At 45.0% G+C, this 24715-nt stretch carries 26 protein-coding genes; 15 read left to right on the top strand and 11 right to left on the bottom strand.

Annotated features, from left to right (window positions below):
• Nucleotides 1-48 precede the first annotated feature (48 nt).
• From QUA56_RS01235 to QUA56_RS01225, 3 genes are all read right to left on the bottom strand, one after another.
• On the bottom strand, nucleotides 49-507 hold the full coding sequence (locus QUA56_RS01235) for a hypothetical protein (RefSeq protein ID WP_333352120.1): 459 nt from the start codon (nucleotides 505-507) through the stop codon (nucleotides 49-51).
• A gap of 7 nt (nucleotides 508-514) precedes the next feature.
• A complete protein-coding gene (locus QUA56_RS01230) occupies nucleotides 515-805 on the bottom strand; it encodes a hypothetical protein (protein WP_333352118.1) in 291 nt (96 codons plus the stop codon).
• 569 nt (nucleotides 806-1374) lie between these two features.
• Nucleotides 1375-1551, bottom strand: coding sequence for a ribbon-helix-helix domain-containing protein (locus QUA56_RS01225; RefSeq protein ID WP_333352116.1), 177 nt, complete (start codon nucleotides 1549-1551; stop codon nucleotides 1375-1377).
• A gap of 205 nt (nucleotides 1552-1756) precedes the next feature.
• On the opposite strand from QUA56_RS01225, the gene QUA56_RS01220 reads away from it, so the two are divergent.
• The 3 genes from QUA56_RS01220 (at nucleotide 1757) to QUA56_RS01210 (ending at nucleotide 3533) form a co-directional block, all read left to right on the top strand.
• Complete coding sequence (locus tag QUA56_RS01220) at nucleotides 1757-1990, top strand: hypothetical protein (RefSeq protein ID WP_333352114.1); 234 nt, start codon at nucleotides 1757-1759, stop codon at nucleotides 1988-1990.
• 204 nt (nucleotides 1991-2194) lie between these two features.
• The gene (locus QUA56_RS01215; protein ID WP_333352112.1) at nucleotides 2195-2728 is read left to right on the top strand and encodes a DUF262 domain-containing protein; all 534 of its coding nucleotides are present in this window, start codon (nucleotides 2195-2197) and stop codon (nucleotides 2726-2728) included.
• Between the two features lie 112 nt (nucleotides 2729-2840).
• Nucleotides 2841-3533: an MAE_28990/MAE_18760 family HEPN-like nuclease gene (locus tag QUA56_RS01210; protein WP_333352110.1), complete on the top strand. Its 693-nt coding sequence runs from the start codon at nucleotides 2841-2843 to the stop codon at nucleotides 3531-3533.
• A gap of 166 nt (nucleotides 3534-3699) precedes the next feature.
• Here QUA56_RS01210 and QUA56_RS01205 read toward each other — a convergent pair whose 3' ends face one another.
• Nucleotides 3700-4362 (bottom strand): hypothetical protein, encoded by a 663-nt coding sequence (locus tag QUA56_RS01205; RefSeq protein WP_333352108.1) that lies wholly within the window; start codon nucleotides 4360-4362, stop codon nucleotides 3700-3702.
• On the opposite strand from QUA56_RS01205, the gene QUA56_RS01200 reads away from it, so the two are divergent.
• Nucleotides 4361-4549, top strand: coding sequence for a hypothetical protein (locus QUA56_RS01200; RefSeq protein ID WP_333352107.1), 189 nt, complete (start codon nucleotides 4361-4363; stop codon nucleotides 4547-4549). The two genes, QUA56_RS01205 and QUA56_RS01200, sit on opposite strands and share 2 nt — an antisense overlap.
• A 44-nt stretch (nucleotides 4550-4593) precedes the next feature.
• On the opposite strand, the gene QUA56_RS01195 is transcribed toward QUA56_RS01200, so the two are convergent.
• Complete coding sequence (locus tag QUA56_RS01195) at nucleotides 4594-5619, bottom strand: YihY/virulence factor BrkB family protein (RefSeq protein ID WP_333352105.1); 1026 nt, start codon at nucleotides 5617-5619, stop codon at nucleotides 4594-4596.
• Between the two features lie 254 nt (nucleotides 5620-5873).
• On the opposite strand from QUA56_RS01195, the gene QUA56_RS01190 reads away from it, so the two are divergent.
• Nucleotides 5874-6509, top strand: coding sequence for a hypothetical protein (locus QUA56_RS01190; protein ID WP_333352103.1), 636 nt, complete (start codon nucleotides 5874-5876; stop codon nucleotides 6507-6509).
• A gap of 309 nt (nucleotides 6510-6818) precedes the next feature.
• A complete protein-coding gene (locus QUA56_RS01185) occupies nucleotides 6819-7805 on the top strand; it encodes a mechanosensitive ion channel family protein (RefSeq protein WP_333352102.1) in 987 nt (328 codons plus the stop codon).
• 137 nt (nucleotides 7806-7942) lie between these two features.
• On the opposite strand, the gene purU is transcribed toward QUA56_RS01185, so the two are convergent.
• From purU to thrC, 3 genes are all read right to left on the bottom strand, one after another.
• The gene (gene purU, locus QUA56_RS01180; protein WP_333352100.1) at nucleotides 7943-8797 is read right to left on the bottom strand and encodes a formyltetrahydrofolate deformylase; all 855 of its coding nucleotides are present in this window, start codon (nucleotides 8795-8797) and stop codon (nucleotides 7943-7945) included.
• Nucleotides 8798-8910: 113 nt separating this feature from the next.
• Nucleotides 8911-9531 carry a Uma2 family endonuclease gene (locus tag QUA56_RS01175; RefSeq protein WP_333352098.1) on the bottom strand — a complete coding sequence of 207 codons (621 nt, stop codon included), beginning with the start codon at nucleotides 9529-9531 and terminating at the stop codon, nucleotides 8911-8913.
• A gap of 137 nt (nucleotides 9532-9668) precedes the next feature.
• Nucleotides 9669-10793, bottom strand: coding sequence for a threonine synthase (gene thrC / locus QUA56_RS01170; protein ID WP_333352096.1), 1125 nt, complete (start codon nucleotides 10791-10793; stop codon nucleotides 9669-9671).
• A gap of 120 nt (nucleotides 10794-10913) precedes the next feature.
• On the opposite strand from thrC, the gene QUA56_RS01165 reads away from it, so the two are divergent.
• The 6 genes from QUA56_RS01165 to QUA56_RS01140 all read left to right on the top strand — a co-directional run bounded on the left by QUA56_RS01165 (nucleotide 10914) and on the right by QUA56_RS01140 (nucleotide 17509).
• Nucleotides 10914-11195 (top strand): hypothetical protein, encoded by a 282-nt coding sequence (locus QUA56_RS01165; protein ID WP_333352094.1) that lies wholly within the window; start codon nucleotides 10914-10916, stop codon nucleotides 11193-11195.
• 258 nt (nucleotides 11196-11453) lie between these two features.
• Nucleotides 11454-12506 (top strand): fatty acid desaturase, encoded by a 1053-nt coding sequence (locus QUA56_RS01160; protein WP_333352093.1) that lies wholly within the window; start codon nucleotides 11454-11456, stop codon nucleotides 12504-12506.
• Nucleotides 12507-12688: 182 nt separating this feature from the next.
• Complete coding sequence (locus QUA56_RS01155; protein WP_333352091.1) at nucleotides 12689-14191, top strand: AAA family ATPase; 1503 nt, start codon at nucleotides 12689-12691, stop codon at nucleotides 14189-14191.
• Nucleotides 14191-15120, top strand: coding sequence for a ParB N-terminal domain-containing protein (locus QUA56_RS01150; RefSeq protein WP_333352089.1), 930 nt, complete (start codon nucleotides 14191-14193; stop codon nucleotides 15118-15120). Before QUA56_RS01155 ends, QUA56_RS01150 begins: the two co-directional genes overlap by 1 nt.
• A gap of 409 nt (nucleotides 15121-15529) precedes the next feature.
• Complete coding sequence (locus QUA56_RS01145) at nucleotides 15530-16618, top strand: Rho termination factor (modular protein) (protein WP_333352087.1); 1089 nt, start codon at nucleotides 15530-15532, stop codon at nucleotides 16616-16618.
• 153 nt (nucleotides 16619-16771) lie between these two features.
• The gene (locus QUA56_RS01140) at nucleotides 16772-17509 is read left to right on the top strand and encodes a Uma2 family endonuclease (RefSeq protein ID WP_333352175.1); all 738 of its coding nucleotides are present in this window, start codon (nucleotides 16772-16774) and stop codon (nucleotides 17507-17509) included.
• A 41-nt stretch (nucleotides 17510-17550) separates the two neighbouring features.
• Here the strand turns inward: QUA56_RS01140 and QUA56_RS01135 are convergent, their stop codons facing one another.
• The 3 genes from QUA56_RS01135 to QUA56_RS01125 all read right to left on the bottom strand — a co-directional run bounded on the left by QUA56_RS01135 (nucleotide 17551) and on the right by QUA56_RS01125 (nucleotide 19929).
• The gene (locus QUA56_RS01135) at nucleotides 17551-17886 is read right to left on the bottom strand and encodes a XisI protein (RefSeq protein WP_333352085.1); all 336 of its coding nucleotides are present in this window, start codon (nucleotides 17884-17886) and stop codon (nucleotides 17551-17553) included.
• The gene (locus tag QUA56_RS01130) at nucleotides 17874-18290 is read right to left on the bottom strand and encodes a XisH family protein (protein ID WP_333352083.1); all 417 of its coding nucleotides are present in this window, start codon (nucleotides 18288-18290) and stop codon (nucleotides 17874-17876) included. Before QUA56_RS01130 ends, QUA56_RS01135 begins: the two co-directional genes overlap by 13 nt.
• A gap of 85 nt (nucleotides 18291-18375) precedes the next feature.
• Nucleotides 18376-19929, bottom strand: a complete 1554-nt coding sequence (locus QUA56_RS01125; RefSeq protein ID WP_333352081.1) for a phenylacetate--CoA ligase family protein — start codon at nucleotides 19927-19929, stop codon at nucleotides 18376-18378.
• A gap of 303 nt (nucleotides 19930-20232) precedes the next feature.
• Here QUA56_RS01125 and QUA56_RS01120 point away from each other — a divergent pair, with 303 nt between their 5' ends.
• The 3 genes from QUA56_RS01120 (at nucleotide 20233) to QUA56_RS01110 (ending at nucleotide 24426) form a co-directional block, all read left to right on the top strand.
• The gene (locus QUA56_RS01120) at nucleotides 20233-22128 is read left to right on the top strand and encodes a serine/threonine-protein kinase (RefSeq protein ID WP_333352080.1); all 1896 of its coding nucleotides are present in this window, start codon (nucleotides 20233-20235) and stop codon (nucleotides 22126-22128) included.
• A gap of 230 nt (nucleotides 22129-22358) precedes the next feature.
• Nucleotides 22359-22625: a hypothetical protein gene (locus tag QUA56_RS01115; RefSeq protein WP_333352078.1), complete on the top strand. Its 267-nt coding sequence runs from the start codon at nucleotides 22359-22361 to the stop codon at nucleotides 22623-22625.
• A 454-nt stretch (nucleotides 22626-23079) separates the two neighbouring features.
• Nucleotides 23080-24426 carry an EAL domain-containing response regulator gene (locus tag QUA56_RS01110; protein ID WP_333352076.1) on the top strand — a complete coding sequence of 449 codons (1347 nt, stop codon included), beginning with the start codon at nucleotides 23080-23082 and terminating at the stop codon, nucleotides 24424-24426.
• Nucleotides 24427-24715 lie beyond the last annotated feature (289 nt).

The raw sequence follows: 24715 nt of genomic DNA, 5'->3' as shown, positions 1-24715 counted from the left end.
TTTTTTGCGATTCTTTACGGGATAGCTGGGCTTCATGCACTTTTTTTTCTAAATTATGGTAGGTAATTGAAAAACTTCTAAAATCTTTTGTTTCAAAGTAACTAACTCCTCTGTAGCTGCATGAGCTTCATAAATAGCTTCAGATGCTGCTACAAAAGGATCTGCATTTAGGGCAAAATAGAGTGAATTAACGGCGCGCGCTGTGTGAAATGCAGCTAAATAATCTGATAATTTTATATTGCCTTCTCCCATTTTTTCTTGCAAGTCCCACTGAATCTCATCGAGTCGATCGACCAAGGATTGAAGTTTGTTTTGAAGTGAAACATCACCACATTGACCTTTTTCTAGCGCTTCTAATCCTTCGTCAAGAATTGGGTGACTCAAGCTAGTGCGCTCAATTGCGAATTTACAAGCGGCTTTGGCTGCATTTCGCTGTTCGGAAATAGTTGCTTGTTTCAGCATTTCCGATTGTTCAGGAGCGATAATTTCTAAGCGATTTTCTGTCATTGTGTAATTAACTCCTTGGATTAGATTTTTGGGGACTTGCGACTAAGCCGCCAGCGCCTTCTATCGTTTGGACGCAGTTTTCACAAATAGGACGCCCTGCTGCTACTGCAATTACTTTACAATCATTGTTAACGGCCCAAGCAACTATGTTAGCTTCTGCATGGCCAAAACCGGGAATAACGGTTTCTCCGAATAGGAGTGCAGACTTTACTCCCGGACGCAAGTAACCATTGGGTTCGCTGGTTCCGATCGCTACTCTGCGGTTTTCTTGGGCGTCTTCAACAACCCCAGCACCCATTGTTACTCTAGATTGCGCGGGTGGTGATAGAGCTTGCTGTAAGGCGATCGCTCGCGTTCGGGCAATGCCTTCAGGATTGCTGAAAAGTTCTGCTTCTGTGTAGTCTTCTGGCAGTGTTGTCTCCTCGGTGGTTAAAGATTTGACACTCCCTGTGCTGAAGCAGCAGGGATTCTAAAGAAACTACCAAAAGGTAATTCTTGAAGGCGCTGTCAAAACACCTCTAGACGTTTAAAACAACTACCTTTTGGTGTTGCAATTACGCTCACTTTTTTACTTCATGCTTTCGTTCGTACTTTTCAACACTCTTGCCAGTTCGGTACGCTCCCCATCCTGCGCTGCTTGGCTGTGCCATAGTCTTTCTCAGACAATAATAAAAATGCTGAGGGTGTCTTACTGCCTGGAATTTCACCGTTCTAGGAATGGTTCAACACGTAGTTGATACGCCTACTTGTTCCGCATTGTTGGAGTATAGCACAGATCACTCGCAGCCTAAAGACTGCAACTGCGTTTCATCAAGAGCTTGAAAGACCGGGGTTCTCACGCGACGCGCTATAGACTGTGGCCATCGCTTAAGGGCGATCGCTCCGGGATTCTTCCTGTTTCTGTTCTTGACGCTCTCTGACTGCTTTAGCTGCCACATGGGATAGCAGGTTTGCAAGGGTTCTATCTTCTTCTTCTGCCCATTCGGACAAAGCTTGATGAACGTCTTCTGGCAGTGTAACTGTAACTCGCATTCGTGAAGGCATGGGCTGGCATGGTTTTACTTCAATTGTCTTTAATTTTACACTCTAACATCATTTTATATATTTTTATGTTATTTGCATCTTATAACATCAAATGATGCTATAAGTGTATATAGGGTTCAGACCCTAAAAAGTCAGAAGCCAGCCCCTTACTGTGGAAGGTTCCGGGCTGGCTCTGGCTCCAAAAATATCAATGGAGACGAGTTCTATGTTGACATACAAAGACCGCTTGTGTTGTTGGGCGATCGCCCGTTTGTTACCCTCTGAGCAATGGATAATTGTTGCCCGCTTCCGCAGCCGTTCCGATGCAGACGGGCATTTTCAGTTTTTGCGACAAACTATACCCCACGTTAAGTTTGAGGTTGTGTTCGATCGCAGTGGGGACAGTCACCGTTTATCTGCGTTGGGCCGTCCTTCCAATCCTGTCACCAGCGCGTTATAAATGCTAATTTTCGTGGCAACTTCGGTTAACTAAAGATTTGCGATCGCACTTTTTGTTAGTAAGTGCGATCGGTCGTACCATCTTAACCAAATCAGAATTTACACTGCGGTAGCCTCAAGACTAAAATTCTCCGAACAGGACTTTATCAACCTTGGGCTGTGGTAAAATGATCGTATCCACAACACTTTCTCGTTACTTAAAAATATGCGATCGAAACTAGAAGAAATTACGCTTCAAGACAGAAATGCTGCTGAACTCGAAATTCGGGACAAGCGACAGCAAATTAATTACGACACCAAACAGTATCCACTCGAAATACTCGTTCAAAAATATATGGAAGGAATTGACGATGATACTAATAAGTTGTTTATTCCAGACTACCAACGTGAAATGACTTGGGATGAAGCAAGGCAATCAAAGTTTATCGAATCTGTAATTTTGGGGCTGCCAATACCTTATCTATTCGTTGCTGATATCGGTGATGATAAAAATGATGAATCACGTTTAGAGATCGTAGACGGTGCAGAACGCATTCGTACTCTAACCAGATTTGTCAACAACGAATTAACCTTAAGTGGACTGGAAACATTAGAGCATTTGAATGGATTTAAGTTTAGTGATTTACTCATGCCTCGTCAGAGGCATTTCAACCGAACTACACTTCGGGTAATCCAACTAAGCAAAACTGCAAATGAGGAATTCCGAAGAGATTTATTTGAGCGGCTACAATCATTTTAATAGCAAAGTAAATACATTTTAAAGAGAGCCAAAAATCTCTGGGTATTAGTTTGGGAAATCAAATTTTTGTTGTGTGTATTGAATATGTCTGCGCTCGACTGCTAGGATAATCATGGAAACTGTACTCTTCGACTTTAATACACGCGCTAAAGATGTGGATGATTACTTCATTTTTCTGGAGAGCTTGGAAAAACAGACAACGAAATTAGCTGTATTCGATCCTGCTGGCAGATTCAAAATACAAAGCCTCGATCCAGAGTTAGCAAAAACTCTGAGAGCTAATGGTTTTTTGTTACTATATAACTTAATTGAATCCACTATGCGAAATGCGATTGAAGCCATATTCGAGGAGTTAAAAAATAAAGCTATCTCTTTTGACAATCTCAAACCAAAAATCAAAATAGTTGTTCTTCAAAATCTTAAAAATCGTTCTCCTAAGAAAATTCATTTAACAATCAACCAAATCTCTACAGATATCATCACAGCTACATTTGAGCGCGAGGAACTGTTTTCAGGAAATGTGGATGCTAGGTTGATTAAAGAAATAGCAGAAAAATACGGTTTTTCATATCAAACAGACTTTGCTAAGACAAAGAACGGGCAAAACCTTGTAGTTATTAAAAGCAACAGGAATGACTTAGCGCACGGGATTAAGTCTTTTGAGGAAGTGGGCGGAGATCAGGCTATTGAGGAACTCTTAGAAATGAAGGAAGAAGTCGTAGAGTATTTGACGCAAATACTGGAAAATATCAGAGATTATCTGGAGAACGAAGAGTATTTGGAGTTACCCACAGGTAATCCTTAATTTTTGTTTTCTTCAGTCCGCGCAGGTGTCCAGAAACCGGGTTTTTGCGAGAATACTTCCTACAGCCGACAGAAACAGCAAAAAACCCGGTTTCTCGCGATCGCCATCAACCTAAAATGACGCAATTACGTTAAAAAACCGGGTTTTTGCGTCCAGGACTGATAACTTACTTCCGCACCATCACAGACTTAATTACAGCATTCGGCTGATACTTATTAGTCTCATGAAAACTGCCTTGACTAGCCACGTAAACTCCCGCAAATTGTTTCCCTTCAGCCTTGGGAGCAAACATAATTTTTTTAGTGGGTTGGTTGGCAAAAACCACATTCTCTCTCATTTCATTATCCACGTTATAAGATAAAGTAGCCTTGCCGTAAATTGCCTCAGCTTGTTTCAGAGTCATTCCCGGCCCGACGCCCTGAACTGTTTTATAATTAGAATTCTCAGTCATCAAAAGTTCAATGACATCCGTATCTTTTAGCTTTGTACCCGCAGCATAAATAATCCGATATTGCACTTTTCCCGACTGGCTGACAGCCACAGCATCAAAGTCTACCATAAAAGGAGACTCTACCTTAAACTGCGCCGTGGAACCCAGAGCTTTTTTCAATTGTCCGAAAGTCATCCCCACCTTCGCCGCTCCAATTGTGCGATCGGAAATTGTTAAACTTGCAGAAGGTGTTTTTTGAGCAGCATTTGCCGCTTCTCCCAGCACATTTGCAGCCCCAGGCGCAACAGCGGAACCGGGAGTCGAAATTAAAGTGAGGTAACTGCCGATCGCCAGCAAAACAGCTATCATTGATCCAGACAAAACTTTAAGATTCAACATGACTAATTCTCCTAGATTTCAAATGCGACTATCTACCCGCATCTTTTTGGCTATCCTGGGCCTCACCTTGCTAGTTTGGATTCTCAGAGGTGTTGGCCTCTTGACATTCATTCCCGGTGGTGTGATTTGGATACTGATTTTGCTTTCTTTTGTTGCGGGCATCCTCAGCACTGTACTCCGCAGGTAAGCCAGCATCCGGCAAATAACAATTAACAATTCAAGATTAACAAATTATTTTAATTTTGATTGTTTCATAGCCTTTCCCACCGTCACATTCAACTGAGCTCCGATCAGCATCACCAAAGAAGAAAGATCGAGCCACAGCAGCAACACAATAAAAGTTCCGATCGTGCCGTAAGTCCAAGTGTAATTTCCCAAGTGCAAAACATAAAACCGAAATAAAGCTGAAAATAGCGCCCACAAAATAGCAGCAAAAACAGCTCCAGACAAAATAGGAATATCTGGTTGACGGCGGCTAGGCCCGTAGCGGTAAATAAAGGCAAAAGCGAGTGATACAATTCCCAAAGAAATCGGCCACCGCCACAGCCGCCAAGCACCTAACAGTTGCGACTCCAAAGGGCAAGTGCCGGCGAGCAGCAAGCAATTTTGAACATCTTTTAAATCGCAATTGGCGACGGACTCCAGCAGGCAACTCTGGCGGGCAATAGCTTGTACAATTAAGTCGCTGACAAATACTACTCCCGATGCCAGAATTAATAGTATAATTGTGCCGATACTCAGCGCCAGAGAAATAAGTTTTGCTTTCCAAAATGGTCGAGTTCGAGCGCTCGGGATTTCATGGATGCGATCGAGTGCAGCCATCGCCGCGCTCATTACCCCAGAAAATGCCCAAATCGAGGCAAGAAAGCTCACCGAAAATAGCCCTTTACTGCGAGTTAACAGAATTTCTTTGATTAAGCCGCCAATCAAATTCCGAACGTTATCGGGTATGACTTCGCCCAAAAGACGGGCGATTTGATACAGTGTAGACTGCAAAGGTTCAAAGAGGGCGATCGCCGATAAGATAGCCAACAGCCCCGGAAACAGCGCCAGCATAGAATTGTAAGCCATTTCCGCAGACAGCCCCGGCAAGCGCTGCTCTCCCGCCTTCGCGCCGACTTCTTTCAGCGTGTCCCAAGTCAAACACCGACAAAACAGCCAAAAACTACCAAATTTTCTTTTGAGAGCTCTCAGCAGCCTCAAAAATTCCTGAAACAAAGCTAAAATCAGGTACCGCAGCCAGTAAAAAATGTTCATAGCGCATAGGAAACGGGGCGAAAGATGAGGTAATATCATGGACGGTTGCATCGGAATAATATATTTGGATGATGTCAGTGCGAGCGTCCCGCTCGCTACCCAAATCGTGAGCGGGACGCTCGCACTACATAATTCCGATGCCACCGGATTTGATATGAAACAAGTCGTTAATTAATTAAGCCATTATCAACTCGCAATTGCCAATTCTCAATTCCAAATCTAAAATCTAAAATCTAAAATCTAAAATCAATATTATGGCTCAGGATGTCAGACAGTGGTTAGATGAAATCAAGCGGCTGCAACAGCAGTTAACAGAAGTTTCGCGCGATCGCGATGAAGCCGGTGAAAGTGCCGCTCAGTGGCGCCAACTCTACAATACCGAAGCCGAACAGCGGCGGAATGATGCTAAATTAACTCAGCAAAGCATCGCTTCTCTGGAAGCACAAATAGAGCAATTACAAAATTTTTCGCCCCTTGTACCCGAAGGCGACGATGCTGGAGTTGCCCGACAGCAGGAAGTCGAACAACTGCAAACAGTAGGCGAACTTAAAGCTAAGTTAACAGAAGTTCTCGAAGAGCGCGATCGGGCGATCGAACAAATCAAACAACTCACTCAAGCCCTCAAACAAGAAGAAGCCCGCCACGCCGAGACTAGCAAAAATTTAACCACCGCCCTCGGAGATGCTGTTGACTTGCTCACGAAAGCCCAAAATCCTGCCCCTGCAAAAACCGAGACAGTATATTCTTTGGAGATAGTACCTACTCGCACTGCAAATCCTGGCGAAACTGCTCTGGAAATACGCCAAACTTCAGCCCAAACAGGTAAAAATCCCGCGCAGCTTCCACCTTCTAAAAATCAGTTACTCGATCTACCGCCCTTTGGGAATTAGGAGTTAAAAATTCAGGAATTTTTGGCATGGCGAGTCCCCTTAGCAGGTGGGATTCAGTCACCGATGCGTTGTTTTTGCCTTAACTGCAATTAGGCTGAATTAATCTATCAGCTTTTTTATTATTCCGCATCTACGGATGGTCTACTAATCGATGTAACTGTACTATATCTCAACCTATAATCCGCATTCAAAATTTTGAGGACTGCCCAAAAATCTTCCTCGCGTCGTACCAACCTACAGTCTTTAGATAGAACTTAACTGAGCTAAATTTTAGTAATATCGACAACGACTGATACGCGAGGAAACTTCATGAAGACAGAGATATCCGCAGTCTGGTTAAAGATGGAGAGCATGATCGACGGGTTGATTATCATGTTGCCCAATATTGTGCTGGCGTTAATTGTCTTTGCAATCTTTTTCTGTGTGGGTGGGGCAATTAAGAGAGCGGTCAGGCGGGTAACCCGCAACCACCACCAAGCACGAAATTTGGGGTTGGTGTTAGGACGGTTGGCGCAGGGTACGATCGTTCTAGTCGGTCTGTTTGTTGCGCTTTCGATTATAATTCCCACATTTAAAGCTGGGGATTTGATTCAATTGCTGGGAATTAGCGGGGTGGCGATAGGTTTTGCCTTTCGCGATATCTTGCAAAACTTCTTAGCCGGTATCCTAATTCTGTTGACTGAACCGTTCCGAATCGATGACCAGATTGTGTTTAAAAACTTTGAGGGAACGGTAGAAAATATTGAGACGCGCGCTACAACAATCCAAACTTATGATGGTCGTCGGATTGTCATTCCAAATGCCGAATTGTTTACAAATGCGGTGACAGTGAATACTGCTTTCGATAAACGCCGCACGGAATACGATTTTGGTATTGGTTACAACGACGATATTGACCGCGCCAAGCAGTTAATGCTGGAAGCATTGTACACCGTAAATGAAGTGTTGAAAGATCCTGCACCCGATGTGCTGGTGGTTCAGCTAGCAGAAAGTACCGTCAATATTCGCGTTCGATGGTGGATTGCTCCGCCGCGCCGAATTGACGATATGCGATCGCGCGACAAGGTAATTTGTGCTATTAAAAAAAAGCTTGTGGAAAACGGCATCGATTTGCCTTATCCCACGCGACAAATTTTGTTTCACGACCAAACCGAAGAAACCGACGGCGATCGCTCCCAGCAGCGCGAAGGATGGCCTGCGGGTAAAAGTAAAGTTCCGAAACCTCGCCCTATTGGCGGATCTGTGGGAAAAGTTGCCCAAGGGCGATCGCAACTTGACGACAACGGGCAATCTTAACCGCGTCACAATTCATGAAAAATATCAAGTTGAGAAAAATTTGGAATTCGCTGCACTGCGATCGTGCAACCTGAATTGATATCACTCGCCGAGCGATTAAAGGAGTAACAAACCACGATTGATATGATGCCTAATTTTCAAGCAAAAACCACAGTCCGATTGCCGTAAACTAAAACACGATTTTGTAAATGATATCGCACGGCTCTTGCTAACACAACCCTTTCTAAATCTTTACCTTTGCGAACCAGATCGGACACTTCATCGCGGTGACTGACGCGCACAACATCTTGTTCGATAATCGGCCCCGCATCTAAATCGGGTGTAACGTAGTGGGCTGTTGCACCGATAATTTTCACCCCTCTTTCATAAGCTCTCTCGTAGGGATTTGCACCCACAAACGCGGGCAAAAATGAATGGTGAATATTAATCAGATTGGGAAAGTTTATGATAAAGTCTTGACTCAAAATTTGCATATATTTCGCCAAAACTACTAGATCGATCTGATACTTCTTAAGAATTTCTAACTGTTGTGCTTCTTGAATAGCTTTATTGTCTTTAGTAATGGGAATATACTCAAAGTCGATACCGTATTGTGCGGCAATGGGCTTTAAATTTTGATGGTTGCTGATAATCAGCGGAATTTCACCTCTGATTTCTTGCGATCGCTGTCGCCAAATCAAGTCTAATAAACAATGATCTTGACGGCTGACCCAGATCGCAAGCCGTCGAATTTTATGGGAAAAATGCAATTGCCAATTGGCTTGTAAGTCCTTGGCAATTTCACTAAAAGCAGGTGTTATTTGTTCGGTGGTTAACTCAAAATCATCTAATTGCCATTCTAGCCGGCTCAGAAATAATCCGGCGGTAAAATCTGTATGGTGATCCGCGTGGATGATATTGCCGTTGTGGGAGGCGATAAAGTTGGCAAGTAAGGCGACAAGTCCTTTGCGATCGGGACAGGCAATTAACAGGGTTGCAGTAGGCTTAGTCATTGTATAATCGCTAAAGTTTTATTGATGCTCCGCACCATATAAGCTCTTTGAAGTTATTCTGTAGGGTGTACGCTACGCAGCGTACTGTTACTCGAACTACCGCCGTTTGGTAATCAGGAATTTAAAATACTGCTTGCTCCGAAGATTTGTTGTGCGGTTAACTGCAAGTCTGGGAAGAGTGAAGAAATCAGTCGATCGCTCTTTTGAAACAACTGTTTTTGATACTCATCTTCTTGCAGCATACAAATCGTAATTGTCGGCTGTTTGGGTTTGCCAATATATTCTCTGCCACCAATGCCCAGATAATCCACAATCCAATACTCAGGCACTCCCAGCAGTGCGTAATCTTCAACTTTGCGGGCGTAGTCGTTCTGCCAATTGGTGCTGACGACTTCAGCGATTAGTTTAATTGAGTTTCCCGATGTAATAACAGGTTCTTGTTGCCACAAAGGTTCATTAATTAGTTGAGTTCGATCTACTACAAGTACGTCGGGGCGAAACGCTGTTGCTGTTCCTAATAGTTTGATGAGACAGCGAGGGGGAATAAAGTAGGGTAGATCCAGACGATCGATTTCTACATTGAGTTTTCGCCCGAGGAAGGCGGATACTTGTTCGTGCGGCCCCGTTGGTTCCATTTCGGTTAATTCACCATCGATTAGTTCGTAACGATCGCTGTCGCCAAAGTTGGCAATAAATTCATCAACACTTAGAAGTTTGGCAGGTGATTGAACCATTCTGTTTGCTCCTGGTGATGAATTAAGAATTTTTTTAACGAACCGCAGAGGACGCAGAGAACGCAGAGGAAGAGAAGAGAGAGAAGATGACAAAGAGTTTTCATATTTCCCTCTGACTTCTGACTTCTGACTTCTTCTTAAAATCCCATCGCCCCAGCTACTGCATCCAAACTCGGAGCAATGCCACTTTTAAACTGATTGTTGCTGTGATTAATTGCGGTATCCGGGTCTTTCAAACCGTTACCAGTCAGCACGCAAACCACCGTCGCCCCAGTCGGAACTTGGTCTTTTACCTTCAGCAAACCGGCCACAGAAGCTGCACTTGCCGGTTCGCAGAAAATTCCTTCCTGTGATGCTAGCAAACGGTAAGCGTCGAGAATTTCGGCATCGGTGACTGCTGCAAAACTGCCGCGGCTGGCTTCGGAAGCTGCGATCGCCTGTTTCCAGCTAGCCGGGTTCCCAATCCGAATCGCCGTCGCCAGGGTTTCTGGGTTCGCCACGGGTTCTCCCGTTACCAAAGGCGCAGCCCCGGCGGCTTGAAATCCCATCATCCGCGGCAGGCGCGAACATTTTTTGGCTTGGTGGTATTGACAAAAACCCATCCAGTATGCTGTGATGTTTCCGGCATTTCCCACGGGAATGCACAGCCAGTCGGGGGCATCGCCCAAAGCGTCCACCACTTCAAAAGCGCCGGTTTTTTGGCCTTCCAAGCGGTAAGGATTGACGGAGTTGACCAATGTCACGGGGTAGTTAACGGCCATTTCGCGGACAATTTCTAGGGCCCGATCGAAATTTCCCCCAATCGAAATGACTTCCGCACCGTAAAGCAAAGCTTGCGCCAACTTGCCCAAAGCCACGTAACCTTCGGGAATCAACACGAAAGCTCGCATTCCCCCGCGTCTGGCGTAGGCGGCCGCGGAGGCCGAAGTATTGCCGGTACTGGCGCAAATTACTGCCTCCGCACCAGCTTCCTTTGCCTTGGAAATCGCCATTGTCATCCCCCGGTCTTTGAAACTACCAGTGGGGTTGAGGCCGTCGTATTTGACCAGGACGCGCACGTCTCTACCGATGAGAGAGGCGATCGCCGGTGCTGGAATCAGGGGAGTATTGCCCTCTTGGAGGGTCACTACCGGCGTGGTTTCCGTCACCGGCAGGTAGGGGCGATAAGCTTCGATCAAGCCCGGCCAGCCGTAGCGTTTCGGCTCGGCTGCGCGGGCAGCGGAGTTAGCAGAAGAGTCAGTAGCAGGTAGAATCAGGGTCACGATGTCAATGGTTTTAGGCAATGGCCGAGGAATTTACACTAATTTTAGCTCGATCGGTTAATTTGATGTTTAATACGATCGGTTCAGGTTAAAGTAACTTAATGGTGTGAATGTGTAGATATGTCTACCCAATTACTAATGTCAAATAATTCATCCACTCTTTCCCGGCCTCAAGTAACCGCGAGCAATCCCGAAATGGCTAGTTCTTCTACCCTATCGACCAGTTTTGCCCGCAAAGTAGATTCGGTGAAGTGCCCCTACCAAGCCGACCAGCAAGTTAAGTTCCTGCACTTGCAAGCAGAAATCGAATCCTTGCTGTTGGAAGTGCAAAGCCTCAAACAGCAACGCTCGATCGCTGGCTTGCCGGCTCTCGACCCGATTTCTGGCAGCAACAGCAATTAGCAGACAACAGCCGCTAATGCTAATTGTGCTGCCCCTGTGTTATAAAAACGAATGTTTTGCTACCCGCAGTATTTTTTGCCAAAAGTGCTAGAAATTCCTAACTGCGGATAGCGATCGCTAGCATTTGCTAAAACGCGCTTGCCTACAGCTCAACTCGTCTGCCACAAGCTGGCAACGAGCTGATATTTTACGGCGCTTTTTTATTGCGCTAATTTTGTTAAGCCATGCTCATAGCATACGGAGAATCGAAATCAGTTTATGACAGCATCGATCGAAAAACCACTAAATTTGACATCCGCAAGTGACACTTCCAACCTGCGCCTCAAAGATATCCTCAAAACCCTGCCGCGCGAAGTGTTCGTCAAAAACCCCCGCAAAGCTTGGACAAAAGTCGTCGTCAACGTTCTTTTAGTTGCTGTCGGATACTGGGGCATAGCAGTCTCTCCTTGGTATCTACTGCCCCTGATGTGGATTTTTACAGGTACCGGATTAACCGGTTTTTTTGTGATCGGCCACGACTGCGGCCACCGATCATTTGCTAACCGCCGCTGGGTAAACGATTTAGTCGGACATCTCGCATTTTTGCCGTTAATTTTCCCGTTTCACGCATGGCGGCACGGACACAATTACCACCACAAACACACCAACAAACTTGGTGAGGATAATGCTTGGCACCCGATGACAGCAGCAGACTACGCTGGCGCGCCCAAGGCTTTACAAATAGCTTATAGTTTAATATTTGGTCCGATGTGGTGGATCGGCTCGATCGCCCACTGGGCAAAAGTACACTTCATGTGGTGGCGCTTCAAAGGCAAACAGAAACAAGAACAAGTCCGATTTTCTGTGTTAGTGGTTTTAATCGGTGCTGCGATCGGATTCCCGATTTTAATTGCCACAACAGGAATCTGGGGATTTGTCAAATTTTGGTTGCTCCCCTGGATGGTTTACCATTTCTGGATGAGCACTTTTACGATCGTCCACCACACAGCACCAGATATCTCTTTTAAAGAACCCGAAGAATGGAACGAAGCCCAAGCCCAACTATCGGGAACAGTTCACTGCGATTATCCCCGCTGGGTAGAGTTTCTGTGTCACGATATTAACGTCCACGTTCCCCATCACCTTTCAACTGCTATTCCCTGGTACAATTTGCGCCTCGCCCACAGCAGCTTAAAGGAAAATTGGCAAGATCATCTCTACGAAACCGAGTTTTCTTGGTCTTTGATGAAGCGGATTGCCGACAACTGTCACTTGTACAATCCCGCTGGCGGCTATCAAACATTGCAGGAATTTAACGCTAAAACAAAGTAAGTTTTCAACGCGATAAATGCCAGAAAAACCCGGTTTGTAAAACACAACCGGGTTTTTCGATATTACAATCCGTAGCCTTTGTCAGGGGCGGAATGCGCGCCCAACTGTCACTATCACAATTCCTACCATTATTAAATCAGTCATTCCCAATCTAAAATCTAAAATCTAAAATCTAAAATCGAATGACTTTCAATCCCCATAACTGTCGCAACGAAAGCGAAGTAGAAAGCAAACTCATTGTCAGCTATCTGCTGCCAAAGTTAGGCTATACCCCCGACACTTGGCACCAAGAAATAGCATTTGGGAATATTCGTCTAGACTTCCTCTCATTTGCCACCCAAGTTATCCCCATAGTTGTCGATGCAGACTCGCCGATGAGTGTAGTCATGGAGGCTAAACATCCGAAGGAAAATTTAGACCGCCACCTGCGAAAACTCAATCGCTATTTAACAAGTTTGAACATCCACTACGGCCTCATAACTAACGGTAAAGAAATTAGAATTTATGCAAGAAGCCCCGATGATATTAAGCTAGTCTTTAAGTGTGCCGGACAAGACCTTGAAACTAGAATTGATGAAATTATCGCTTTAATTGGCAGAGAGAGTTTAAAACCTGTAAAAAATTTAGATAATCTCGAACTGGAAGATAGTAAAATTAATTTGGTTAGTCCTGAGTTAGTTAGCGAAGTCCCAGTACAGCCCAACAATCCCGCCACCGCAGAACCTGAACCCAGTCAACTCTCCGAACCGGAACAAATACCTGAAAATAATCGAGTTGATATTCAAGTTAAATCAGATGTAACCGTTCCCCAAAAACGCCAAAATACTATGAAAATCATTGCAGTTTACCACAATAAAGGCGGCGTCGGCAAAACTACAACAGTAGTCAATTTAGCTGCTGCGCTGAGCAAGAAAGGTAAGAGAGTCTTGGTGATAGACTTAGACAGTCAGGCAAATACAACCTTTGCGACTGGTCTAGTAAAATTTGAAGATGAAGAACAAGACGATTTGAAAGATAGTAATATTCTTCAAGTTTTGCAATCACAAGAATCTTTTTCCATCGCACAAGTAGCTCGAAAGTCTAATTTTTGCCATCCCGAAATTGATGTGGTTCCTTCCCATATTGATTTAATGCAATATGAAACGGAACTCAATCAACTAGATTACAGCCGAATGATTTTAATTCAGAAACTAGCAGAAGTACAGGATAAATATGATATTGTACTGATCGATACACCGCCATCTTTGAATCTTTACGCCAGAATTGCCCTGATTGCGGCAGATTATTTAATTATTCCTTCGGACTTAAAACCTTTTGCCAATCAAGGACTGATTAATGTCAAGGATTTTATCAAAAAAATCAATGGATTTAAAAAACAAATAGGCAAACAGCCGATCGCAATTTTAGGCGTACTCTCTTGCAAAATCTCAGCTAATGCTAAATTTGTACAGTACAGTTTGGCCAAGCGGAGGGAGGCAATTCCCAAACGGTACGACCTTGAAATCATGGACAGCGTAATTTACGAGAGAGACGATTTAGCAAAGTGTGCAGAACAATTTCAAATCGTGGGAAATATGGAAATTGCCGATCCGATTTCAGTGCTAGACTTTAAGCCTGATTGCACCGCATCCCAAGAATTTGAAATGCTAGCACTCGAAGTTTTGGAAAAAATAGGTAAAAACTAATGAAAAAATTATTTCCGTCACTGGTTGCAGTGAAAAGAATTACGTCCGCAGTTCCCCGTTCCAATTTTGCAGAGCCGGATTTGGAGAAATTAGCGAGACTGATTTTAGAGTCAGGAGGATTGATTAATCCGATAATTGTCCGCCGAAACGGTATGGATGCCTACGAAATAGTAGACGGAGATTTTGAATACTACGCGGCGGCGAGAGCAAAGGAAATAGAACCTTTCAAAGGCGAGACAATCGGAGCATTCATCCTGGAAGAAGAAAATGAAGAAATTTTACTGGAACAGCTTAAAATTCTCAGAAAAACCGCCATCACTGAGAATTTAGTTGAGAATCAAGAAACCGGGTTTTTTCACGAAAATACTTCGTCGCAGCCCGCAGATTCAATAAAAAACCCGGTTTGTTTGGTCGAAGTCCCTAATTTATGTGAAAATGAAACTCCCCAAGAGTCATCTAGTTTAGAACAGCGACTAACAAATATTGAAGCCCAGTTTGCAAGTCAAATTAATGAATTAAAAGCCGAGTACGCCCGCGAACAAAAAGTTTTAGCGCAGAGTATACAAGAACTTGAAAACCGAATATTACAACAAGTACCTCTGTTAATTGAAGCGCAGTTGGCAAACAAAATTAATGAGTTGAAATTAGACTCTGCATCTGAAAAACAGACTTTGCTAGAAGGGGTACAAGAAGTTAAAAACGTAACTTCCCAACCAATGTCGCTGTTGGAAGCACTCAATAGTCTAGATAAAAATCAACTGTCGGCGAATTTGAAAGATGCTGGCTTGAAGCCTCCAATAATTCAAATAATCCTCAAAGAGCGAGATGTGCAGCCGTTCGTGTCATTTGCAAATGTGGTGGAACGTACTAAAGGGTTAACCGATAAAACAATGATTAAAATAATTGACAAGTGGCAAAAATACTCATAAATAGCAACTCCTGCCGCAACTCGCAACGCCAGCCCGTTAGCGAAGCCCTCGAAGAGGATCGCCCTGACGCCAAAAAAGTAAAGATGAGTAAAGCAGTGTATCATTGGTGTCCCACAGCCAGTTAAACTCATCACAGTCGGTTTTTTTTAGGAATTGCAATAACTTTTGCCGTAGCACGGGCGAGGGCGGGACGCCATCGCCAGGGCTGTCACCGCACAGGTACAGCAGCAAGGCGATATCTCCCCAGATAACCGAGTTCGATCGCAGTTCTCGTAAAGTGCTTGTGGCGCACCCGACAATTAGAGTTCTTGGGTTAGTTCAGCAGCACTTAAAACTGAGGCTGTAAAGTACAAATATACATAAATACCTACACACCAGATTTAAATGACAAAAGGGGACTTGTAACAAGATGGATCGATCGTCCGATCAAAACCGCATAGTTGAATATTTGCGGATTAAGCCAATTAGTCATACTCAGATTTACACTTCCCAAATTGCAGTACCAGAGCCTCAGCGGGGGGAAATTCCCCGCGAACGCCGCGAAGCTATCAGGAGAAGTCTCATCGAGCAAGGCAGCAACTTGATTCCTTTAATTGTGCGTCGCACTGAAGCTTACAGCAACGAAGAAGAATATGAAGTTGTCTGCGGCTCAGATTGGTGTATTCTTGCTAAAGAACTCGGCATTGAGCAAATGTGGGCTTGGGTATTTGAAATGACCGACGAGGAGGTAGCTGTTGCTCGAGCAGAAATGGAACATTTAGCTCCGCAACCGACTCAGAAAACTGCACAAATTGAGACTCTACTGCAACAATTTGAGCTATCATTTCAAAAAAAGATAGAAACTCTCACAAAACAAATAGAACAATCTGTAAAAAAAAATGAAGACCTGCTTAAAAAGCAAGTAAAAGCTCTAACTGAGCATAACTTCGATCGCGAGCAAATAGAACAGATTAAGCGTTTGCTCGAACAAGTTGAAAAAACATTTCATGAAAAGGTAGATAAAATGGCTAAAAAAATTGAACGATCGAGCAGCAACAGTCCGCCGACATCGGCTGTTATTTCTGAGGTAAATCTTGAAGGTGCGTTGAGACAGTTAGATGAACTAGAAAAACTACTGTCAAAAAAATTAGAACGCACAGTTCAGACAATTAATCAGTTTGTTTCCGACGCGATCGAAGATGTAGAAAACGACCTGAAAAATCAAATCGAAACGCTCCGCCACCAACTGGGAACCGCCGCGACGCACTCAGAAATACAGCCCGAGGCACAACCTAAAACGCCGTCAAAAACACAGCCCAAGAAGCAGTCGAAAGCACAGCAGAAACCTCAGCTACCGCAGTTGCAGTTGGAGTTGCCGTTTCCGTCCCCAGAGGAAGACTACGAAAGTCTTTCGCTGAGGCGCTTGAAGGCGATCGGCAAAGACCGGAAAATTCGGGGCTACGCGCGCATGAAACGACCGGAAATTCTGGTAGCTCTCAGACAAACTGACGGTCAATAAAACGATAATTGCTAATAGTTAAAGACTAATTTTTTGGTGTTCGATCGCATTTTTCGGCAAAAAGCGCGATCGGGCTTTCACAATAGTCCTCGGCAGAGATATGAAAAGCTTGCTAAAATAGACACACAACCTCTTACTCCTCACCCAGCAGCCATGTCCGCAACCGCAGAATTAGCTACTACCCAAGAGATACCAGAACAAGAGATACCGGAAAATGTTATCTTTCCTTCAGGCGATTTATACAGTGACGAACCTCCCGTGGAAACAGAACTGCATCTCCGACAAATAATCCTACTCCTCAACTGTCTAGAATGGCTGTGGCGAGATAGAAATGATTTCTATGCTGCTGGAAACCTCACCATTTATTACAGTCCCAAGCAACTCAAATCGAAAGACTTCCGAGGCCCAGACTTTTTTGTGGTACTCGGAACTGAACGCAAAACTCGAAAAAGCTGGGTTGTTTGGGATGAAGACGGAAAGTACCCCAATATTATCGTAGAAATCCTATCGCCCAAAACAGCGGATACAGACAAAAACTTTAAGAAACAACTCTATCAAGATACTTTTCGCACTCACGATTACTTTTGGTTCGATCCAGAAACTTTAGAATTAGTTGGGTTTCATTTACTTGACGGGGAATATGAAGCAATCGCACCAAACGAATCCGGGCATCTGCGGAGTCAACAGCTCGATTTGAGTCTCGGAATTTGTGGGGGAAAATTGCGTTTCTTTACTGCAGAAGGAGAGCTTGTCCCTACTTCAGAAGAGGTTGCAGAAAGGGAGACTCAACGAGCCGGACAAGAAGCTCAACGAGCCGGACAAGAAGCTCAACGAGCCGATCGCCTGGCCGCGAAACTGCGAGAATTAAATGTTGACCCCGATACAATTTAGCGATCGTCCTTTCATTCAAGTTTCCTGTATTGTAAGCTGGTTTAGGCGATCGCATATCCCGTATGCTGCCGAACGTGATACGGATGAAACCCTAAAACTATCTTGTCTTTAGGCACTCCTAACTCTACAAGTTCTGCGGTAATTCCCGTTTCTATACCATCTTGTTGAATCCAGATTTTGCCGTCGATAATTTCCACATGAACGATACAATCGTGAATTCTTTTAGGCCCTTGCCAGCCTTCGTGCATCAGTAAAAAATTGTTTTGTTCGCGATCGACAATAACGCTGTTTTTAACTTGTCCGTAACTGTTAGGAATCCTGGCATAACTATCTAAAATATTGTGAATAAATTGGCGATATTCATCTAGTCTATCCATCTTACAATTATCTCCTTTGATGAATCAAAAACAATTAGTTTGAGTCTTTTTTTGCGTAACAAAAGTTGCCCAATTGGCTCAGAGAAAATATCTAGATAAACTTCTTCCCGAACAGCCAAATATATATTCCGTTCTGGTTCTGAAAACTCTAGAATATCTTCATAGACAATATACTGTCCCAGAGCTTCTTCTAAGTCATGAACTGGTGAATCACTCACAAAACTTTTGACTTCTACAGCAATTTTGCGACCTTGCTTTTCGGCAGCAAATAGTTTTTCTGCACCCAAATCGACGAATAGGGAACGACCGCCAATTTCTAAGGGTAGCGGATCGTTTGTTATCGTCCACCCGTCTTTTTCTAGAGCTGTTCTGACAGTATTGTGGTAGATGTCTTTTGCTGGCATATTCTATGCTGAACCATCAAAGCTCACCCTTATTATAGAATAACACAAGACTTTTGAAAACTGATAACTCATCAATTCAAACTACTTACTGCCGCGTGTATCGGTGCTTCACCCCAATCGGAAAATACTCCGCATCGCCCGTCGCAGTTAATGTCACCACAGGTAACTGATATTCTGGCGGCACGTAATTAGCAAATTCGCTGTTTAGCCGCCGCAATTGTGCGAGAATTGAAGATGCGATCGCCTCCTGCATCTCCTCGTCGCCCTCCACCCCCGCTGCTAATTCCACAACCACCGATAAAAACCGATTTCGATCCGCATCTTCCTTGACTTGCAGCACAAATTTTCCCGTCACCCATTCCCGAATGGTGGGAACTTCTAAACCTACGGTGACATTTTCCGGGTAAATGTTAGCACCGAAGTAGGAAACGGTAAAGTGCGATCGCCCAAATATATAAACAAATGGCAAGCAGCGAATTCCTCTGGGGAAATCAGAAACTTTCATAGCTGCTGCTTGCTGCAAACTTGCCACCGGGTTAAACCCCCATTCAGCCAAAAAATTGAGCATTGCTTCGTAAGAAATTAAACCGCCGTTATCGGAGATGTGATAGCGTATTAGCGGGATGCCGTTGTCGCCAGAAAATAACAGCGTGCCGTCATTATTAACTTCAAAAAAGCGGCTTTTCGGATCGTACTGCACCAGCGTTGGCAACCGCGATTCCCCGAATAAATTGCGTGCTGCTTCGGGATTGTTTGCTAAAAAGCGGCGGATGCAAATACTCAGCGGTGTCTCGTTCCCTAAAACGCCCGCGTCGGCAGTACCGTAAAGGGTGGCAGAGTTGTAATATAGATTGTCAGAATTAGTGCGATCGCTCACCAAACTCCGCCATTCTTCGCTAAACACTTCCCCCGCAAACACCATCTTAATTCGATATTTTTGCCACTCCACACCCCCAGCAATTCCGCTATCAATCACATCCTTGATAAACGGCGGATATCCCAACAATACTACTTGCTCAAAATGCTCCCCAAGTTCCTGCACAACTCGCAATATTTCAGTCTTATTATTCCCAGGCGTCACAACTGTAACGGGATAACCCTTACTCGCTAGATAGCGGCAGCAATTGGCCGTGTACATTCCCCCAACCCAAGTTCCCAACGCAAAGCAAATGACAGCTAAAGTTGAGCGAGTATCGGCGGAAAAACTGTCGTGAAATATTTGTTCAAAACGAGCGGCAATTTGCAACTCGTCGCTGATAAAACGCGGCCAAAATGTCGGGTTTCCTGTCGAACCAGATGAAACAGCAATGAAATCGCAAGTTTCTAATTTGCCCTGGTGGCACAACTGAGGTAGCGGGTGACAGCGTAAATAATTCTCTTTGGTAATTAGCGGCAATTTTTGGAAGTCTTCAAAGGTTTGAATTGAGGCGGGATTGATGTTATGTTCAGTTAGGAAAGTCTGGTAAGCTGGTACTGTGGCCGCGACTTTTTGAAAAAGCGCGTGAAGCGCAGCTATCCCGTAGGGAATCGCCCCGGCTTCGGCAACTCGACTCTGCTGCTGTTGCAATCGTTCCTCAAGCGGCGCCCTCAAATACTCTTCAAACGCCCCAATTGCTCGCTGACGCTGTTCTGGCTGCATGATTTGCTCCTTAAAATGCGTATTTTGCACCTGGATCGCTCAAGATTAAATTAGTAGCGCTAACGCCCCGATCGCACATTGGGTCGGACACTAAAAATTTGAACACATTTTGAGGTCGATCGAAAAGATGGCGCAGTCGATAAACTTCTATAGCACGAAACCGCTGTTTTCACAATAACCACAGGGGATAGCCAAGCTGCCGATCGACTAATAAACACTGACACACTATGGCAAGATTAATTCAGCGATCGCCCAAAATCCTCAGTCTCAGTCAAGCGTGAAAATCCGACGCAGCAAGTTCAAATGAACAATCCCATCTACCCCGGCATAACTCTCAACAACCACTACCGCATCGTCCGCGAATTGGGACACGGAGGCTTCGGGCGCACCTACCTCGCTGAAGATGCCCACCGATTTAACGAACCCTGCGTTTTAAAAGAATTTGCGCCCCAAGTACACGGAAGTTACGCTTTACAAAAATCCGAGGAACTGTTCGAGCGGGAAGCAGGAGTGCTCTACAAGCTGCAACACAATCAAATCCCGCGCTTCCGCGAACTCTTCCGCGTCAGTATCAGCGATCGAGGCTACCTATTTCTCGTTCAAGACTACGTGCCAGGTCAAACTTACCGCTTCCTGCTGGACGCCCGCAAACGTCAGGGTTTGCGGTTCATCGAGGCAGAAATCAATCAACTGCTGATCCAGATTTTGCCCGTGCTCGAATACATTCACTCTTTGGGAGTGATTCACCGCGACATCTCCCCGGACAACCTGATTCTGCGGAGTTCTGACGGGATGCCCGTCCTGATCGACTTCGGCGGAGTAAAACAACTTGCCGCCACCGTAGAGTCTCTGTTCGCTGAGGCTAACGGCACTCCCGCCCCCGCGACTCGCATCGGCAAGCTCGGCTATGCTCCCGTCGAACAAATGCAGATGGGCATCGTCTATCCCCACAGCGATTTGTACGCTCTGGCGGCCACGGTTTTGGTGTTGCTGACGGGGAAGGAACCGCATCAGTTGCTCGACAGCCAGACGCTCAATTGGAACTGGCGGGCGGAATGTTCTCTGTCTCCGAATTTGTCCCTGGTGCTGGATAAAATGCTTGCTCAACAGCCGAGCCAGCGTTACTCCTCGGCTCGCGAGGTAATGCTCGCTCTCTCCGGCAATCCGCCTTTACAGCCACCTTTGCCAGCAGCCCCGGATTTTGGGCCCACGCAGCCGCCGGATTTCTCGCCTATACCAGTGCCCGCCCCGAAACTGCCGGGAACTCCGGTGCGAGCTGCTATTGGCAATCATCAAAAGATGCCTGCTTGGAAAATGGTTTTGTTCGTGGTGGCGGTGCTCTCAAGTATGGGGGGAGTTGGCTGGTTTGCGGGCAATTATTTGTTAAATCTGCAATCAAAAGTGCAGAAAATTCCCCAGAGTCCGAGCCCGAAGCAGCAGCAAGAAGATGCTTTGCAAGATCGCTTTGTCAAGCTCAAAATTGACGATCGATTCTATAGCGGTTACGTCAATCTTGTGGACGAGACTTTTTATGCCAAATACCCGGAATTGGGCGGACGATTGTTAAAAGAAGGCGAGGACGATCGCCAGTGGCGCGAAAGGTGGCAGAAAATCGGCGACGAGTTGCTCGATAAGCTGGAAAATCTCAGCAGCGACGCTAGAGCGCGGTTGGGCAGTTACAACACCGCCGATATCGATCGCTGGAAAACTGAGGTTAACAAGCTGAATTTGAGCAGTCGGGCTTTGTACGATTTGGCTGATGCCAAGTTCTTTTATTGGTTTCCACAACAGCCGCGCGATCGCAATCTCATCGGTTTGCCGATCGGACAAATTTGGCAAGCAATTACTGCCGACGCCCTCGCATCTTTGCAAGCTGGAGCCACTGTCGAAAGCGTTGAATTTGAACGCCGCTCGAACAGCAAAACTCTCACAGGCAATCTCAAACCCGGAGAAGGGAAAGCTTACATTGCCCGGTTCGCTCAAAATCAAACTTTGCGCGTGAATTTGCAAGCACCGCGCAAATCTACTCTGCTGTCAATTTATACTCCGGGGCGGACAAAGGGCGCGCGAGCTTTGCTGGAAGATGCAGAGGGGCTTAGTTGGTCTGGATTGCTCGATGATGCTGGTTATTATGAATTCGTGGTTGTTTCTCAGGCATCCGAGCCGATCGCTTACGAGTTGAACCTGACCGCTGAATAACTGCTATTGACAATCCAGCAATTTAGTGACAATCCCCGGATTTATCCCTGAAGCGAAAAAAAACCCGAATCCTCCTCACCAGCCCCCGGATTTATTACTGGGGTCGCTTTCTTCAATTCTTTAATCCAAAATCTAAAATCTAAAATCTAAAATCGATTGACGCTCTCGATCGACCCAGGCAATAATAAGGCAATACCGATCGGGTAAGTTGTCCGGTTCAAAAAAAGAATATGCTGAGATTCGCGATCGTAGCTTTAGTAACTTTGGGATTAGTATTGGTGACTGCACTAGGTTTACATCCGGCCAATGCGACAGTCAGCAATCCCGAATTTTATGCTTGGAACTTTGCCTCTGTAGGCAGCAGCGAGCTTGTTTGCAAAAAGACTGTGGTAGTTCCGCAAAACCAGATCGTTCCGTCATCAATGCAGGCTGTCAGTATCACTTCTGCAATTGTAGATGAAAAATTTTGCGCGAATTCCACTAAGCCTGTGAATTAAAACAGTGCATAATTATGATGTCCGGTTATACAACCATAATTAATTTCTCCGCCAGGACGCTGCGTTCTAATTTATTCATCGAGATAAAAAGTCCTCAGTACAAACACGGGCTAATTACGAGCAATTAGCCGGACATCATATAAATGATTGCCTGAGTGATTGCCACCATCCGCGCCGTGACAATGTTGGCGGCATTTTTTTTATGATAAATTATGGATATTTTGTAATAAAAATTTATCAAACGAGTCTCGCGCAGCAGTTTTCTGCTCTTGAAAGAACTCGAACTTTTCCCTATTTTGCCAGTTATTTTATTGTGACTTAAGAATCGAGGGAAAATATTCAGCCATTTGGCTAATGGTTTATTGGCTAATTGGCCGAATCAGTAATTCGCTAGTTTGAATATGCTAGAGTTAGTCAGGTTCTGATATATAGTGCCATCTGTAATCTAAGTATCATGCTCAAAATTTTGGTAATTGAGGACGACGAATTAATCCGGGAAACTCTTCTGCAACTCCTGGAATCTCAAAGCTACCGGGTGATTGTAGCAGAAAACGGTCGCTTTGGGGTGCAGGTGGCACTTTCGGAGATACCGGATTTAATTTTGTGCGACGTTCAGATGCCGGAACTCGACGGTTATGACGTGTTGCGGACGCTGCGGCAAAACTCCCTAGCTGCAACAATTCCATTTATTTTTCTCACGGCTCAAAGTGACAAAACCGATTTTCGTCGGGGGATGGAATTGGGAGCCGACGATTACCTGACAAAGCCGTTTACCAAGGCTGAATTGTTGGGTGCCATTGCTTCTCGCGTCTTGAAACGCCAAACTATTACTCAACCGCTGACAGTCGCGCTTCACCAAGCAGAAGCCAGACTCAAAGATTTAGTTAACGAATCGACCAAGGTTTCCACCCTCTCTCCTGAAAAGTTGGCTTTGGAAGCTCTGCTGCGCCGCGCTTTGGCACAAGGTGAGTTTCAGGTCTACTATCAGCCACAAGTGGATATTGCTACCGGACAAGTTGTCGGCGCCGAAGCTTTGGTGCGCTGGCAAAATCCCGATCGAGGCATAATTTCTCCCTGCGAATTTATTCCGTTAGCAGAAGAAACAGGTTTAATTATTCAGATTGGCGAATGGGTACTGCTTTCAGCTTGCGCTCAAGCCGCTAGTTGGCTGGCGGAAGGGTTTTCGCCCTTTAGAATATCAGTAAATTTGTCGGCCCGGCAGTTGTCCGACTCGGCACTAAAGGCGCGAATCGTGCAAATATTGGAAACTACAGGCTTGGAGCCTGCTAATTTAGAATTAGAAATGACCGAAAGCGCTTTGGTAGAAAATGCGACAGTCGCAGGCGCTACTTTAAATGAACTAAAAGCTCTAGGAATTCGGATTGCTATTGACGACTTCGGCACCGGTTACGCTACTTTAGGATATCTCAAGCAATTTGCCTTTGACAGTTTAAAGATCGATCGAATTTTCGTCCGCAATGCCAACGAAGATACTCAAAATGCTGCTATTACTACAGCAGTAATTTTACTGGGTCACAGTTTGAATATGACAGTAATTGCTGAAGGGGTCGAAACAGAAGCAGAATTAGCTTTTTTGAAACAGCACCAGTGCGATATCATGCAGGGGTATCTGTTCAGCCCCCCCCAACCCGCACCGATAATTGAAAGTATGTTGGTTGCCGAGCGGCGTTTGTTCGAGCAGCCTCTAGCAGCAGTACCTGCTCGCGTTATCCCTTTTGTACCTGTGTCCGAACCCGAAAAATCTAAAAACCTTTCCATGTCGGGTCTAGGAATAGTGTAAGTGCGACCGACATTTCTGTATAATAAAACAAAATTATTTCTTTTACCTTCTATTTTATGCAAAAAAGTTGACGACTCCTCCTAAAAAGTTGTAGTTTTTTTGGATAAGCGAATTTAAAGAAGGAGATTTTACCCAATATTCCTCTACTTCTTCTAATTTTAGGCGATCGGCGCCCGTAATTGGAATATTTGAGGAATTGTCGCGTCTTGAAATTGCGAGCCTTTATCAAGTTGCAGCAGGTAAACTGATTTAAGTTCCTACTTTGGAACCTGCAGTTTCAAGAACTGTC

This window comes from Microcoleus sp. N3A4 (genome assembly GCF_036701805.1).
Lineage (GTDB): Bacteria > Cyanobacteriota > Cyanobacteriia > Cyanobacteriales > Microcoleaceae > Microcoleus.
This window is presented reverse-complemented; position numbering and strand designations above follow the sequence as displayed.

Bases quoted from the DNA above. Each gene is read 5' to 3' on its own strand.
- QUA56_RS01160 (WP_333352093.1), top strand. From the start codon at position 11,454: ATGACAGCATCGATCGAAAAACCACTAAATTTGACATCCGCAAGTGAC.
- QUA56_RS01150 (WP_333352089.1), top strand. From the start codon at position 14,191: ATGAAAAAATTATTTCCGTCACTGGTTGCAGTGAAAAGAATTACGTCC.
- QUA56_RS01210 (WP_333352110.1), top strand. From the start codon at position 2,841: ATGGAAACTGTACTCTTCGACTTTAATACACGCGCTAAAGATGTGGAT.
- QUA56_RS01230 (WP_333352118.1), bottom strand. From the start codon at position 805: ATGGGTGCTGGGGTTGTTGAAGACGCCCAAGAAAACCGCAGAGTAGCG.
- QUA56_RS01215 (WP_333352112.1), top strand. From the start codon at position 2,195: ATGCGATCGAAACTAGAAGAAATTACGCTTCAAGACAGAAATGCTGCT.
- QUA56_RS01155 (WP_333352091.1), top strand. From the start codon at position 12,689: ATGACTTTCAATCCCCATAACTGTCGCAACGAAAGCGAAGTAGAAAGC.
- QUA56_RS01175 (WP_333352098.1), bottom strand. From the start codon at position 9,531: ATGGTTCAATCACCTGCCAAACTTCTAAGTGTTGATGAATTTATTGCC.
- purU (WP_333352100.1), bottom strand. From the start codon at position 8,797: ATGACTAAGCCTACTGCAACCCTGTTAATTGCCTGTCCCGATCGCAAA.
- QUA56_RS01165 (WP_333352094.1), top strand. From the start codon at position 10,914: ATGTCTACCCAATTACTAATGTCAAATAATTCATCCACTCTTTCCCGG.
- QUA56_RS01110 (WP_333352076.1), top strand. From the start codon at position 23,080: ATGCTCAAAATTTTGGTAATTGAGGACGACGAATTAATCCGGGAAACT.
- QUA56_RS01115 (WP_333352078.1), top strand. From the start codon at position 22,359: ATGCTGAGATTCGCGATCGTAGCTTTAGTAACTTTGGGATTAGTATTG.
- QUA56_RS01195 (WP_333352105.1), bottom strand. From the start codon at position 5,619: ATGAACATTTTTTACTGGCTGCGGTACCTGATTTTAGCTTTGTTTCAG.
- QUA56_RS01220 (WP_333352114.1), top strand. From the start codon at position 1,757: ATGTTGACATACAAAGACCGCTTGTGTTGTTGGGCGATCGCCCGTTTG.
- QUA56_RS01225 (WP_333352116.1), bottom strand. From the start codon at position 1,551: ATGCCTTCACGAATGCGAGTTACAGTTACACTGCCAGAAGACGTTCAT.
- QUA56_RS01205 (WP_333352108.1), bottom strand. From the start codon at position 4,362: ATGTTGAATCTTAAAGTTTTGTCTGGATCAATGATAGCTGTTTTGCTG.
- QUA56_RS01190 (WP_333352103.1), top strand. From the start codon at position 5,874: ATGGCTCAGGATGTCAGACAGTGGTTAGATGAAATCAAGCGGCTGCAA.
- QUA56_RS01140 (WP_333352175.1), top strand. From the start codon at position 16,772: ATGTCCGCAACCGCAGAATTAGCTACTACCCAAGAGATACCAGAACAA.
- QUA56_RS01130 (WP_333352083.1), bottom strand. From the start codon at position 18,290: ATGCCAGCAAAAGACATCTACCACAATACTGTCAGAACAGCTCTAGAA.
- QUA56_RS01185 (WP_333352102.1), top strand. From the start codon at position 6,819: ATGAAGACAGAGATATCCGCAGTCTGGTTAAAGATGGAGAGCATGATC.
- QUA56_RS01200 (WP_333352107.1), top strand. From the start codon at position 4,361: ATGACTAATTCTCCTAGATTTCAAATGCGACTATCTACCCGCATCTTT.
- QUA56_RS01145 (WP_333352087.1), top strand. From the start codon at position 15,530: ATGGATCGATCGTCCGATCAAAACCGCATAGTTGAATATTTGCGGATT.
- QUA56_RS01125 (WP_333352081.1), bottom strand. From the start codon at position 19,929: ATGCAGCCAGAACAGCGTCAGCGAGCAATTGGGGCGTTTGAAGAGTAT.
- QUA56_RS01120 (WP_333352080.1), top strand. From the start codon at position 20,233: ATGAACAATCCCATCTACCCCGGCATAACTCTCAACAACCACTACCGC.
- QUA56_RS01235 (WP_333352120.1), bottom strand. From the start codon at position 507: ATGACAGAAAATCGCTTAGAAATTATCGCTCCTGAACAATCGGAAATG.
- QUA56_RS01135 (WP_333352085.1), bottom strand. From the start codon at position 17,886: ATGGATAGACTAGATGAATATCGCCAATTTATTCACAATATTTTAGAT.